10 protein-coding genes are annotated in these 14,110 nt (G+C 51.0%); 5 read left to right on the forward strand and 5 right to left on the reverse strand.

Annotated features, from left to right (window positions below; all coding sequences use genetic code 11):
* The first annotated feature begins 139 nt into the window (after positions 1–139).
* The 3 genes from COY37_RS00075 to feoB are packed head-to-tail and all read left to right on the forward strand — an operon-like array spanning position 140 to position 2,743.
* Positions 140–577, forward strand: a complete 438-nt coding sequence (locus tag COY37_RS00075) for a Fur family transcriptional regulator (RefSeq protein ID WP_286679132.1) — start codon at positions 140–142, stop codon at positions 575–577.
* A 50-nt stretch (positions 578–627) separates the two neighbouring features.
* Complete coding sequence (locus COY37_RS00080) at positions 628–876, forward strand: FeoA family protein (RefSeq protein ID WP_286679133.1); 249 nt, start codon at positions 628–630, stop codon at positions 874–876.
* Positions 851–2,743 (forward strand): ferrous iron transport protein B, encoded by a 1,893-nt coding sequence (gene feoB / locus COY37_RS00085; RefSeq protein ID WP_286679134.1) that lies wholly within the window; start codon positions 851–853, stop codon positions 2,741–2,743. The genes COY37_RS00080 and feoB overlap by 26 nt, the downstream gene beginning before the upstream one ends.
* 144 nt (positions 2,744–2,887) lie before the next feature.
* Here feoB and COY37_RS00090 read toward each other — a convergent pair whose 3' ends face one another.
* Entirely contained in the window at positions 2,888–4,879 is a 1,992-nt protein-coding gene (locus tag COY37_RS00090) for an O-antigen ligase family protein (protein ID WP_286679135.1), read from the reverse strand.
* Between the two features lie 240 nt (positions 4,880–5,119).
* Here COY37_RS00090 and COY37_RS00095 point away from each other — a divergent pair, with 240 nt between their 5' ends.
* A complete protein-coding gene (locus COY37_RS00095) occupies positions 5,120–6,472 on the forward strand; it encodes a diguanylate cyclase (protein ID WP_286679136.1) in 1,353 nt (450 codons plus the stop codon).
* Here the strand turns inward: COY37_RS00095 and COY37_RS00100 are convergent.
* The 4 genes from COY37_RS00100 to COY37_RS00115 form a co-directional block, all read right to left on the reverse strand.
* A complete protein-coding gene (locus tag COY37_RS00100; protein ID WP_286679137.1) occupies positions 6,469–8,493 on the reverse strand; it encodes an O-antigen ligase family protein in 2,025 nt (674 codons plus the stop codon). The two genes, COY37_RS00095 and COY37_RS00100, sit on opposite strands and share 4 nt — an antisense overlap.
* An 88-nt stretch (positions 8,494–8,581) precedes the next feature.
* Positions 8,582–9,862 carry a NapC/NirT family cytochrome c gene (locus tag COY37_RS00105; RefSeq protein WP_286679138.1) on the reverse strand — a complete coding sequence of 427 codons (1,281 nt, stop codon included), beginning with the start codon at positions 9,860–9,862 and terminating at the stop codon, positions 8,582–8,584.
* Positions 9,863–9,864: 2 nt separating this feature from the next.
* Positions 9,865–10,572 carry a hypothetical protein gene (locus COY37_RS00110; protein ID WP_353682471.1) on the reverse strand — a complete coding sequence of 236 codons (708 nt, stop codon included), beginning with the start codon at positions 10,570–10,572 and terminating at the stop codon, positions 9,865–9,867.
* 406 nt (positions 10,573–10,978) lie between these two features.
* On the reverse strand, positions 10,979–13,003 hold the full coding sequence (locus COY37_RS00115) for an O-antigen ligase family protein (protein ID WP_286679140.1): 2,025 nt from the start codon (positions 13,001–13,003) through the stop codon (positions 10,979–10,981).
* A 454-nt stretch (positions 13,004–13,457) separates the two neighbouring features.
* Between COY37_RS00115 and COY37_RS00120 the strand changes: the two genes are divergently transcribed.
* Positions 13,458–14,110 (forward strand): winged-helix domain-containing protein (locus tag COY37_RS00120; protein ID WP_286975418.1); only part of this gene is annotated, 653 nt, incomplete at its 3' end.

The raw sequence follows: 14,110 nt of genomic DNA on the forward strand, positions 1-14,110 counted from the left end.
TTCAGAATGACAACTAAGCGCCGTTCACCGTTTGCTGTTTGCTCCTTCAGAATGACATGCACAGAAAGTAGATGTCGCGGGGTTGACACGGCCGTCTTAATCAACTAAGATTGAGATATAATCTCAATGGAGATGGGATATGAACAGCGAGTCTTTGCAGTTTAAGAACTATATCGAATCGAAAGGGCTGCTTTTTACGCCGGAGCGCCAATGCGTTGCCGAAGAGGTCTTCGCAAGCCACAACCACATGGATGCCGAAGAACTTTTGAAGCATTTGAAATCCAAGGGCAGTAAGGCATCGAGGGCGACCGTATACCGTACTTTAGACCTTCTGGTTGAAAGCGGGCTTGTTAAAAAGATAGACCTGGGTGAAGGCCGTTTGGTGTACGAGCACACGGCGGGGCACCCGCACCACGATCATCTGGTGTGTCTAAAGTGCGGAAGCGTGCAGGAATTTGAGGAGCCGTTGATCGAGCAGCTCCAGGAATGGGCCTGTGAAAAGGCGAACTTTAAACCAACCGGCCATAGCCTGAACATTTACGGATATTGCAGGGGATGCACGACCGGAAAGAGATAAATTTTTTTGCATAGAGAGTGAGATGGAGTCGCAATCTTAGGGAGGGTACAATGTGTCTTGATCAAGTAAAAACCGGCGATGAGATTATCATAAAAGAGATTCCCGACAGCATGGCTAAAACCCAGTTTATTAGATTTGGCATAGGAGAGGGCAGCACCGTTGTCTGCCACACCAAGATCCCTTTCGGCCCGGTTGTTTTAAGGAAAAACCGCCAAGAAATTGCGGTAGGTCGCGAGCTTGCGCGCACCATTAGGGTTGAGAGGAGAGGGAACGGTGGAAAAGGACATCGGCGCGGTTAAGACCACACACGGGGGCCACTGTCATACCGGCGCTTTGGCGCTGGACGTGCCCGCGAACTGTCAAAAGATCGTTCTCGTGGGGAACCCCAACGTAGGCAAATCCGTCTTCTTTAACTTCTTCTCCGGGCTTTACGTCGATGTGTCCAACTATCCCGGCACCACGATTGAGATTTCCCAGGCCCGCTACGGCGACAATGCCATCATCGACACACCCGGCATCTACGGCGTATCCTCGTTTAACGATGAGGAGATCGTCGCCCGCGATATCATCTTAAGCGCGGATAAAATCGTGAACGTGGTCGATGCGCTTCACCTCGAGCGGGATCTATTCTTAACATTGCAGCTCATCGATATGGGCCTACCGATCGTCGTCGCCCTTAACTTTATGGATGAGGCGAGGGCGCAGGATATTATAATCGATTCGGACCTGCTTTCCGATCTGCTTGGGGTATCCATTATCCCGACGGCCGCGGTTAAAAAGCAGGGGTTGATGGATGTCGAAGCGGCCCTGTCCGAGGCGAGAGAAGGTCACCAGGACCCGTTTTTACATAAACGCCTCCACGAGATGCTTTCCCGCGTCGGCTCGCAGCCCGAAGCGTTGATGGTGTTAGAGGGCGATCCTTATATCGCCGCGCGGCATGGGGTTGAGCCCGTTGATGACCGGGAAGAAATTTACGTCCACCGCCGTGAGCGGGTCAACGATATCGTCGGCCACGTTGTGCACGAGGTTGATTTGGCCGAGAGCATCCGGCAGAAGATCGGGCGTCTTGTTCTCAATCCGATTACGGGCGTCCCGATTCTCGCAGTTATACTCTTTGGTCTTTATGAGCTGGTTGCGGTGCTGGTTGCGCAGGATATCGTGGGGCTTACCGAGGGCACGATTATGAAGGGATACTGGGAGCCGTTTATCAGGGGTATTGTCTCGCCGGTCGTCAGTCAAAGCACCCCGCTCGGCAAGATACTCATCGGTGAGTTCGGTATCTTGACGATGACGATAACGTATCTTCTGGGATTACTGCTGCCGCTCGTTTTAGGGTTTTACCTGGCGCTTGCATTGATGGAAGACTCAGGGTACCTGCCGAGACTTGCTACGCTGGTAGACAGAGCGCTCAATACCATCGGGCTTAACGGCAGAGCGGTCGTGCCGATCATCCTCGGGTTTGGCTGTGTGACAATGGCAACGATTACAACGAGGTTGCTCGGGACGGAACGCGAGAAAACGATTGCTACTGCAATCCTGCAGTGGGCCATTCCCTGCTCGGCGCAGATCGGGGTTATCGCGGTTTTGCTGGGCGCAATCGGCGGCCTCTATACCCTGCTCTACGCCGCATTCATCTTTTTAACGCTGGTGACCATCGGGACGGTGCTTTCTAAGTGGCTTCCCGGCAAAACCTCGCCGCTCTTAATCGACCTGCCGCCGCTGCGTTTGCCGAGACCCGACAACGTCGTGAGAAAAGCGGTGACAAGATCGTTTGCCTTCATGAAGGAGGCAACTCCCTGGTTCTTTTTAGGCGCTCTTATCGTATCGTTGATGCAGGTTTCCGGGATGCTTACCGCCTGGCAAAACGTCTGGGAACCGATTACGACCGGATGGCTCAAGCTCCCAAAAGAAACGGCTACCGCTTTTGTTATGGGCCTTGTCAGAAGGGACTTCGGGGCGGCCGGGCTTTACGCCATGCATCTTACCCCGATGCAGACGGTGGTTGCGCTGGTTACCATCACGCTGTTCGTGCCCTGTGTCGCGTCGGTTATGATTCTTTTCAAGGAGCGCGGCTGGAAACAGGCCGTACCGATTTGGTTCGGAAGCTGGGTTTTAGCGTTCGGCCTTGGCGGAATCCTCGCCCAAATTCTGATTAGGGGGCTTTAAGGTGAAGTGTAATATAGCGAAACCGGAACCCAAGGTCTGTAAAGTCTGTGGGTTTAAAACGGATAACATGTTAATTACGGTCTGCCCCCGCTGTACGGCGGGCTTGCCCGGACCGACCTCTTGCAGCGGGGGTTGCAGTAGTTGTCATATAATGAAGTGAAGCATATCGAGCCTCAATTTCTCGGCGCTCCGGTCCACTTTGGACGCTTTTGATAAAAGCGCCTTGGCCTTTGTCTTGTCGCCCTTTAGCTCGTAGGCGATCGACTTGATGACGAGGGTTTCCACATTGTTTTTATCTATCGTGAGTATGAAGTCGGAGTCTTTGAAGACCTTACCATATTCCCTTTTTTGCAGGTACAGCTCCAGCAAGGCGGTTCGGGTTCCTAAGAACATAGGCGCCTTTTCCCGTGCGCGGTTAAGGTAGAACTCCGCTTGATTTAACTCGTACCTGTCCTTGGTGTAGCGGGCGGACACGAGGTAGACCTTACCGAGAATATGCAGAAGCTGTGTGTAGTGGGGATTATAGTACAGGGCGCGCTTTACCGGCTCTATCGCAAGCCGCGCATACTTCGGATCGTCCCGTCCCTCGGTGAAGTCCAAGCACACATTGGCTAGACACCACTGGTAGTACGGCTGTACCGCGCAGTACTTGCTGAATGCATACGCTTTGTCCAGCGCGGAATCGCTCAGCGTGGAATCGGCTTCTTCCGAAAGGGCGTAGTATTGCCCCTCAATTATCAAAGGGGCGATCGCTACCATGGCAAGGATAAGCAGCAACGGCAAGACCGTGGCCCTTAGCGCGAGTCCCTTGCGTAGCTGCCGCCTTAGCGTATACGTACTCCGTTTTGTCGCCGTACCGATGCCGGCGCCCATAATGAACCAGAAGAATATGCTTAAATCGATAGTCGCAATCCCGAAAAACCCCTGGACGAGATAACCGATGATTCCTCCAACCAGGCCAACCGCAATACGGTTCTCACCCCGCTTCATCGCCTTTGCGCCTTTGGAGATGGCGAATATAACAAGCCAGAGTTGGATGAGTAGCAACAGGAGCCCGCCGTCGATTGCCGTTTGCAGGTAGATGTTGTGCGCCCGGTCGTTATAGGAGTTCTCAAGGCGCGCGAGCCCCAAAGTTGTGTACTTGTTAAACCAGTCGCCGGTTTGCCCCAACCCGTAGCCGGAAAGAGGCCTATCGGCGATCATGGGAAGCGAGCTTTTCCATATCTCGACGCGGCTATCAAGCGAGCCGGACGTCCGTGCTTTGTCAAAGACGCGGGTAACCCCTGAGTTTATAGAGGCGGAGAAGATGACGCCAAGCAGAATACCAGCGACGATTAGGAGCATCCAGTAATTTTTTTTGGGCGCCTGTAATTCTTTTTTGCTTACGATTTTTTGGTAGAGCACTAGCGACGAGCCGGCGAAGACGCCTAACCAGGCGGCCCGCGATATAGTACTAAAAAGCATCGCCGTCCCGAGGCAGAGGAGGCCGTATAGCACGACCGGATGATCCCAGACGCGTTTGTCGTCACGGGGCGAGAGGAGGGCTTTCGCCAGGAGCATGGGAAGCGATACCGCCAGGAAACTGCCGAAGAACACCGGGTTGCCGAGCGTTGAACTGATTCTGCCCTCCGTCTGGAAGTGAGAGTGAAGCATGTCGAACCCAAAAACCTCAAACATCCCGTAGACGGTAACGATGGCGAATGTGCCCATAAGCACCGGATCGAAGCGCTTGGCAAATAGCCTATCTTGGGCTGCTTTATACGCAAACCACAAGATAATCGCGTAGCACATAATCCCCGGGACGGCCTCATACCTGTTGAATCTGCCGATGAAACTGGCGAGCGGGCTGGCCGAGGTAAGGGCGGTGACGGTTACCCCCAGCACAAACAGGCCGGATATGAGCAGGCCCGCGTTGACCGGTATCTCGATGCTGCCGGTTGCAAGCCACTTTCTCACCTGCAGGTAGATAAGAAACAGGGTTACAAGGTAGAGGGCCGTGAGTTTGGGCAGCCCAAAGTAGTCCAGGTTTAATGGAGAGAAGGTGAGTATAACGACGAACGGCGCAGCAATCGTTCCCCAAAGGATGATATCGTCTATCTCTGCAATAAGCTGTTCTTTGTCGCTTGTATCCGTCATAATTCTTAAAGAAGCATTCCCCGTGATGACTCTACTATGACATACACGCGAGCTGTTTGCTACCTTTAAAAACGCCTTTATTTTTGCCCGGCGACAGTTTGGTAGCCGCGTATGCAGGGCTGATGCGAAGCTGGTTTTTACAGAGCGGGATTGCTATAGTATTGCTAAAGCTTTGTATGGGCCAGACGATAAAAGTGCTAAGGCAGGTAAGCGTAAAACCAGTCGAGGGGGTTGCAATCAATGAAAGCTAAACAATCCATAAACGTCGCAATAATCAGCGCAGGAGATGAAGGTGCCCACCTTGCATCGATGTTAAACGATTGCCCATCCATTAATATAATCGGGCTCTGCAACCCCGGGCGGGATACATCAAACGCCTTGATTGCGCAAGAAATGAATATCCCCCTTTTTGATAAAATCGAAGAGCTTCCGGCCATCGGCGATGTGGACTTGATTATCGATGCCGCCGATGAGGCTATTATAGTCGGTGAGATGGAAAGCCTCGGTACGGTTGAGATTATAAAAGGCAAGAGCGCCGATGTTATAAAGGACATCCTGGCTTGGCAGAAGAGCTACGGCGAGGATATCGACAGCATCCTTGCGGTGGGCTATGAATTTGCCTCGCAAAAGGATAGTAAGGCAATCTACCGCACGATTGTAGAGCATGCCGTAAAGATAACGGGATGCGCCGCGGGCAGCGTGGTCGTTTTCAACGAAAAAACGGAAACCTGCAGGCTTGCCGACCTCGTCGGTTACTCCAAGAATATCGGCGATTTTGTGTGGGAGCTGCAGCCCGGCGGGATAACCGAGAGCCTTCTTGACGGGAAGGGACCGCTGCTTATCCAGGATATTAACCAAGAGCCGCTTTTTGATAACCCCGTAATGAATGAGGGCACGATATCGGTATTGGCTACGGCGTTAAAAGAAGCCGATGATGTGATCGGATTTCTTTTTGTCGGCGATTTTAAACCGAGGAAGTTCTCTGATAGAGAAGTAATGCTCTTCTCGTCATTTGCGGGGCAGGCGTCTCTTGCACTGCAGAAAGCCTTGCTTATTGAAAAAACCGAGGAACTCTCGGTCACCGATAGCCTTACCGGCCTTAATAACGGCCGGCATTTTTTCACTACGCTTGATGGCGAGATTATGCGAGCGCAAAGGTATGAGGGATATTTTGCCGTACTTCTCATGGATGTCGATAACCTTAACTACATAAACGATGACCTCGGCTATGCAAAAGGCGATTGGGCGCTTAAGAAGATTGCGGATACGATACGCTCGTGCTCGCGCCAGACGGATTATAAAGCCCGGTATGGCGGCGATGAGTTTGCTCTGATCTTACCAAGTACGAGTTGCGCGCAGGCATCGGTTCTGGCAAACCGCATACGGCGTCAAGTGAACGACCTTGTTGTCGAAGGCAATGGCAAAGAGATCGGGCTTTCGGTAAGCGTTGGTATAGCGGAATTTCCAAGCCTCGGGCCGGATCGCGATGAGTTAATGAGCGCCGTCGACACGGCTCTTTATATCTGCAAACAGCGCGGGCGGAATTTGGTCTGCTGCTACGATGACACCGGCGAGCCGGCCGGGCCCTCTTAATTATTGCTTGTTTTCAACAAGAAGCCGGGATCTATCTCTTCGATTTTTTTGAAATATCGTTTGGCGGCGCCTTCGTCGCCGGTTTTTTGCGCGTAGGTTGCGAGCGCATAATAAAACTTTGGATCTTGTTGACCCATGTTAATCAGCTGCTGTGCGATAGCGGCCGCCCGCTTCGAATCACCTTTTAGCGTTGCGATATCAAAGAGCCTGCTCTTGATGAGTGCGAGATTGGGCCATAACTTTTGCGCAAGCTCGTAATATTCCTCAGCCCGTGTAAGGGCCATCTGATTCTGCGTAAACCGGTAATCCAGCAGACTTGACTCGCCGACATAATAGGCCAGTTCAAAATCGCGTTTGTTGTAGTTTAAGCCCTGCTCGGCAATGAGCGAAGCCCTGCGGGCGAATATATTGTTTTGAGAAGACGAGGCAAAATCAAGGTAAAACTCGGTAGCGCGCTTTGGGTATTCGGTTTGATACGGGTAGATGGTGGTCAAGGCTTCGAATAAGGGTTCCGCCTGATCGGGCGACACCCGTGCCAGCTGCTCTGCCTTAAATAGATAGATATCGGCAACCATCGGGCGTATTGCGAGTAGCGAGAAGGCGACAAATATGACTACCGCCACAGGTATAACTGCTTTAAGCCGGAGCCATTTGGGAACAACAAGCCTTGTTTCCTTGCCCTGATAACTGATGTTAACCGATGCTCCAAGCATCGACCAGACGAGAGGGCTTATAAAAACAGCCGGGATACCGGTTTGCGCCTGCGCAAAGTAGCCGATTAGTGCCGCGAAGAGACCTGTTGAGTAGGGGGTCTCATGCAGCCTGCCCCTGTTTTTGAATAACCCCAGAACGGCTATTACAAATATCCACATATATAATAGAAGCCCAGGCAGGCCCATATCTACTGCCGCTTGGAGCAAATCATTATGCGTGCGATCGGCTATGCCGTTAGGCGCAAGGCTCACATGCTGCGCGGTTTTATAGAGGGGAAACCAGTAGCCCATCTGCTCGAGGCCGTATCCGAAGAGCGGCCTATCGGATACCATCGCAAGAGAAGCCTTCCATATTTCGATCCGGGTTGCCGCCGAGCCTTCCGAGAAAGCAAACGTAGATACCAGGCGTTGGCCAAGATGGCTATTTGGTGCTGCGAACAAAGAACCCACAACCACAGCACAAACGGCAACTGCCACCACAATCACGGTAAATCTATTTTTAGGCTTAAGAGACTTAAGCGTCTGCTTTTTGCTCCGGCCTTTTTTTGGGCGTTTGCTTTTTAATGCACCGGGCTTCTTCGGTTTAGCGATTATCGCAATAACAACAGCAAGCAGGCCCAGCCAAGCTCCCCTGGATTCCGTATAGATAAGGTTGATGCTACCCAGCGCTATTAATGACCATGAGAAGAGGCGCCACCTTTCCTCGTCAGAGTTTCTGGCTAGGACGAAGAGCAGTGGTAGCATAACGACCAGATATGAGCCGAAAAGAATCGGGTTGCCGAAACTTGATTGCACCCTGGACCCGAAATGTAGAACGGTTGGGAAATCAAGCCCGAATAGTTGAAGCAGGCCGTAGAACGACACAAGCGCAAACCCCACAGACATTATCTTGATCATGCGCTCCAGGTGCTTTTCTCCCTTGATAGATTGAACTGTGAAAAAGTAAATAAGCGCATAGCAAATTAAGGAGGGCAGCCCCTCATAGCGCTTATATTTGCCGACCAATCCGAGCAAGGGCCCATCTGAGAGAAGCAGAGAGATTGCCGCATAGGTGACGATTAGGAGCACCGGTATATCAAGGGGGGTTCTGCGGAGCACAAACGCTCCATCTTTGACAGAACGCACGACATATACGATAGCGAGAAGCAGGGTTGCTACATACAGAAACGTAACCTTCGGCAGAGCGTACATGTCCTCGCCGTAAGGAAACATGATGATCGGGAGGAGGGTTAGAACCAGCGATAGGATCAAAACCGGCAAGTCATCCAGAAAGGTATTCTTTTCTTTTGGTTTCGCGTTTTTTCCCATCAAGCACCGCTTACAGCTACCAAGTAAGTTAGTTACAAGTATAGGGGTTTGCCAATTTCAAATCAAAAGGTAGGGTTTGGTAGGGTATTTACTGCATTCCAGTATTCCAGCCGCCGTGCATCTGGTTCGCGCCGCCCCCGCCGGCATATCCCGATGGGTAGACCTTATCGGCATCGTCATGGCACCTGGCGCAGAAGCTCAAACCGTGGCAGTTGCAGCCGGCGCCGTTTTTCTTGGCAACCGCGCGGTGACCGTAATACCAGTTCTCGGTATTGCCGTGTATCTCACCAGGGTCATGGCAGCCGCACATCCTGTTTTCCGTCATTTTCTGCCAGTGGCACTTATAGCAGAGACCGTTGCGCGTCTCGGCTTCCATCGGGTGATGTTTCCTAAACTGGGCCGCATGCGGCAGGCTCAAGCCGTGGCAGTTTACGCATCGCTGCGTTGTGACCGGCTTGTGACAACCGGTGCAGGTCAACCCAATGTCCTTTACCTTGGGCCAATCGTCGAGCGTCCGGTCGGGTTTGTATGCGATATCCTGCTTGTGGCATGAGCTACATTTTGAGCTTGCAGTTTTATTGTTATGACAGGTGACGCAACTGTTCATCGCAAACGTCCGGTTTGCCTTAACCGAGTGAGCAACGTCGGGGTGACAATTAGTGCAGATCAAGCCGCCGCTTAGCAAATCCTTATGCCGCACTTTTATTTCACGCTCGTCGGTTATAGTTCGGCTATAAATGTCCCGGTGGCATTGCAGGCACGCCGCATTGGATACTATCGCCCTGGGTATGTCGTCTCCCTTGACGAAATGGGCCAGCAAGTTTTGCGCCCCGTGGACGTTTCCGATGAGAAACCCGAAGACACCGGGTTCGTAGTGGCAGCTAAGGCAACTGGTGCTATCCTTATGGGCCGATTTTTGCCATGTGGCGTAGTGGGTTTCAATCGAGTGACACCTCGAGCAAAACGCAGGTTGTGATGATCCGATTGCTATCGCTAACATGACGACCGCAAGCACTCCGCCGGTTATTGAAAGCCGTTTTATAACTTCTTCTCGGGGAAGCTTCTTTCGGACTCTTCTTGAAGCCTTGTAAATCTTGTATTGCCTCTTAAGCGATAAGACGGTCATCACGAGCAGCATGATGACTAGAAACGTCAAAATTACCGCAGAGATTACGATAACGGATTCACGGGGATAGCGACGCGGATTTCTAAAGATCGTTTTTACCTGGCCAAGCAGACTCTTGATGAGCGGCATATATTTTTTCCAATTCGCCACGTCGTTCGCAAGTCTACCCAGCAGCGAATCAGATTGCGTTGTTGCAGCTATATAGATATACGCGCCTAAAAGGCCCAACTTATCCCACAGCATCGCTAAAACCCCCCTTCTATCGCTTTGAGGAGAGGTACCTCGGGTCTGGTCTTGCCTCTTGATTCAGGCGAAAACTTCTTTGGCGTATTCGTATGGGCCGCCATTAGGTGACAGGATATGCAGGCATCCGACACATGGCAGCGCCAGCAAAGGTCGTAGCCGTGATCTTTAACTTCAAACTCATGATTTTTGATAAAGCCTTGAGGGTGCGGCATCTCTATGCGATGGCAATCCGTGCAGAGACTTTTCCGATGGCACTGGTAGCACCCTTCGACATTAAGCTTTGCGGCTTTTGGGTGCAGGTACGACCAAGGCTCCGTGTGCGGGACCTCGCTCTTGTGGCATGCCATGCAAAAGTTTGCATCATGGCACGTTGTGCACGTTTTAGGATCGCCCATCCCATGCGTTGATTTCCAGTTCGGCCCGTGGGTTAGTTTCCAGGGGCCGCCGGTTGAAAGCTCATCGCTTTGAGCGCGTTGCGGATGACACTTTTCACACGTGACATCGCCCTCCGTGTAGTTGTGGCAGCCCGAGCAACTATCCATATCGGGCTGGTTTCTAATCCGCTTTGCTATTTTATGGGCTACTTCGGCATGGCAATCAACACAGAGGTAGGTTGAAAACTCTTTATGGCTTACCCGGATGCCTTTGCTTACGACCGTGTCTTTGATCTCGCGGTCATGGCAACCGAGGCAACTCTCGTTTTTCACCTGACCGGTTATTGGATCCTGGTAGGAGCGAAACAACCACGCTGTGAAGTTTTTGCTTACTCTAAGTTCTAGATTTAGGAAAGAAAAATAGCCGGGATCTTGATGACAGGCAATGCATGATACCGATCGATGGGGAGAGGACTGCCATGAGCCGACCTCTTGCCGCGTAGCATGGCACGCGGAACAGGGGACCCCTCGCTCCGCAAAGAACTGGATTGATATGCCCAGGAACAAAAAAAGCGAAACGGCAAGGAGTATTAAAGCTTTGGTTTGATTTCCGGCGTCTCCAAGAAATCGACCCTTGGTTCCCACTTTAACCATTTAAACCCTTTATTTATCCCCGACCGTACACGGTCGGATTTATCTTTTAAAAGCGATTGAGCTATCTGTAGTAGATTATAGCAGTTTATTGGCTGCCATACTCGAGGTTGTCAAGAGCGGCCTGAACGTCCTCCTGATTGGGATTTACTCTGAGAAGTTCCTTGTAAAGCGTTTTTGCCCGTCCGACTTTTGCGCTTTTCTCGTATGCCTGAGCGAGGCGGAACGTTACGTCGCCGTCTGTGGGGTCTATCCGTAATATTGCTTTTGCCTGCTCTATCGCCTCTGCATATTTTTCCTGTATCATATATAGGCCCAACAGCCCTCTTCGTGGATTCGTGGAGTATGGATTCTTATTAATTGCCATGCTGTAATACGTTTCAGCCTGGCCGACAAGGGCCTGGTCGTTCGCAAGCCCAGCGTATATTCTGTACGCCCCCGCCTGTGTCAGCAACAAATCGAAATCGTCCGGGTTGTATCTTAGGCCTTCTTCAGCAGCCGATATACCCTGCTCGATAAGCGATGTACTCTTTAACGAATTGCCCTGATTTACGAGGCCCATTACAAGGTCCCGCCTGTATTGCGCCTGGTATGGATCCATATCGACGGCTTTGCCAAACTGTGTTGTTGCTTGTTCCGTTAACCCGACCTGCTTGTAGGCAATGCCGTTGAAATAATAGGTGTCCGCTACCAGCGGCTTAAAGGAAAACACCAGGAGAACCGCTGCGAACAATGCCACGGCTGTGATTATTTCAACCTGCCGTTTAGTCTTCAAAGACACCGTAATCTGCTCGGCATTACATGCATATGGCAGTGCGGCGACACTTCCGCCCAGCACCCAGACCGGAGCGGAGACTCCGATAACATCAACCCCGGTCAAGCCTTGGGCTATGTACGCGATTAATCCTGATAACACTGCGGCCGCATACGTATGAACCGGCCCATCGTTGTTCTTCAGTACCCTAAAGCCCATGCCGGCCAATGCGATAATGATCCATAGGAAAACCAGTAGGCTTATTAGGCCCCCGTTTACCGCAACCTGAAGGAATATATTATGTGTTCTGTCTGGAATCGTATTTATCTCGAGCTGAGCTTTCTTGAGCGTTGTGAATGCGGATGCCCAGGCGTACATCTGGTCTGGTCCATAGCCTTCGAGCGGACGCACGGAGATCATCTCAACCGCGCTTTTCCATATTTCTATTCGGGTTGCCTGTGTTCCTTGCCCAACATTCGCCGCCGACACGAGCCTATTCTCGATAGATGTGACGGTTGTCTGCAGTTTTCCTGTACCGGAAGCAGCCATGATTAGCACGGCAAACGCTATTCCGAAGACCAACATGGCAAACGCCGTTCCGGCCCCTCGGACCAGGTTTTTGCGCTGCATGACGACGACGGCAACAATACCTACTATGACTCCGAGCCATGCGCCTCGTGACTGGGAAAGCAGCGCACCGGCAAGACCCACTACCAGAAGCATCCCAATGGCGGGTTTTGGCATCGAGGGCAGGGTATCCTCGCCGATTAGATAGGTGAGAAGCAACGGTATCATGATCGCAAGATAGCCGCCGAAAAAGACCGGGTTGCCCAGGGTGGAACGGCCCCTGCCCGAAAAATCACGCAGAGCCGCCGGCAAAATATCAAAACCGAGCGCTTGCAAGATACCGTAGAAACTTATTATTCCGAATGAAATAAACGAGATGGAAATGAGATTTTTTCGCGATTCCGCATCGTTCAGGAATTGGGTTGCGAGAAAGCAAAGCACTATATAGCTATAGAGCGTCGGTAGGTTCTCATAGCGCCCGTATTCACCGATCAGGCTTATGAGCGGCATAGGCGATGCCACTGTTGCAATCGTTGCCATTGCAGCAAATGCAAGCAGCGGTTTATTAAGAGGCGTCCGTTTTATAACAAGTTCTCCCGACAGCAAGGAGCGGGCTACGAAGCCCACGCCTGCAGCCAACGCAAGAACATACAAAAGCGTTGCCTTTGGAAGGTCAAACAAATCGAAACTAATCGGAGAGATAATAAGAGGGACGAGTGCAACCGCCATAATTAATGACCAGCGAATAATGCCGTCAAATAAATCTATTGCCTGAGAAGCTTTCTTTTCCACTAAATCACGCCTAACAATCTGTTTCCAAATGTTTAGCAGGCACGCTGCTAAATTGCTTAAAAGCAGGTTAAACTATTTATTGCTCTTTTATTATTAACAGATTGTGAACGCGGTGTCAAAGTAAAAGTATCGTATAAAAAAAACCAGCCACAGAGCTATTCCTGACAGCCGAAACCTGGGAGGTTTCGAATTTTAAAGCTTGTGGCTGGTGTGCCCCCGATATATAGATTTTTAACTTCTAGTAAAGAAACAACAAGATTAGTATGATATTTTATTAACAAAATAGTAAAACAAGCGCTGGAGTTTGTCAATAAAACTTGTCATATGGTAAAAAATACCGGCATTTCATGGGGATAAAGCGTCAAATTACCGTAATAATGTTTGCTTTTTATCAAGGCCTGGTATATATTTTACTAAGGATTGTAAATTAAACTACATTGGCGGTGGTTTACTCATGAGTAAATTGCAAAAAACAAAAGCAACGCCCGCAGCAGTGCTCCATCGACTCGCCCTTTACCATTGCCTGCTAACCGATTGGCTTTTAGCGGGCAAGAAAGGTGCGATAACATCCAGAGAAATAGCAAGTGCTTTAGGTTTAAATGAAGTAACGGTAAGAAATGACCTGTCGTTTATGAGCGAGACGCCCGGAAAGCGCGGCGTGGGCTATAGTATCGATGGGCTACGGCAAATGCTGGGCGAGTTCCTGGCCTTGCCATCATTCGCGCCGGTCGCATTCGTAGGATCGGCCAAGGTAATAAGCTCTATTTTTAGCTTCTTCCTGGTTGAAAAGTACGGGTTTATATCGGCCGCTTTCTTCTCTGAAGACCCAAATGATAGAGGAGCGGTAATTAACGGAAGGGAAGTCCAGCCTGTCGAGGCGGTCTCTCCCGAGTTAAGCGCCATGGGAATTAAAGTCGCCGTGGTTGTAACCCACCCGAGCTGGGTTCAGCACAGCATCAACCTCCTCGCCCAGTCCGGCGTAAAGGGCATCCTGGTGCTGACGCCATCGGTAATAATTGAAGCGCCGGAAGGCGTTTACGTAACGCAAATCAGAATCCCCTGCGACCTTAAATCGCTGTTTCACAGGGTGAATATGCTGGAGCAGCA

This window comes from Candidatus Aquicultor secundus (genome assembly GCF_002791875.1).
Taxonomy (GTDB): Bacteria; Actinomycetota; Aquicultoria; order Aquicultorales; family Aquicultoraceae; genus Aquicultor_A; species Aquicultor_A secundus.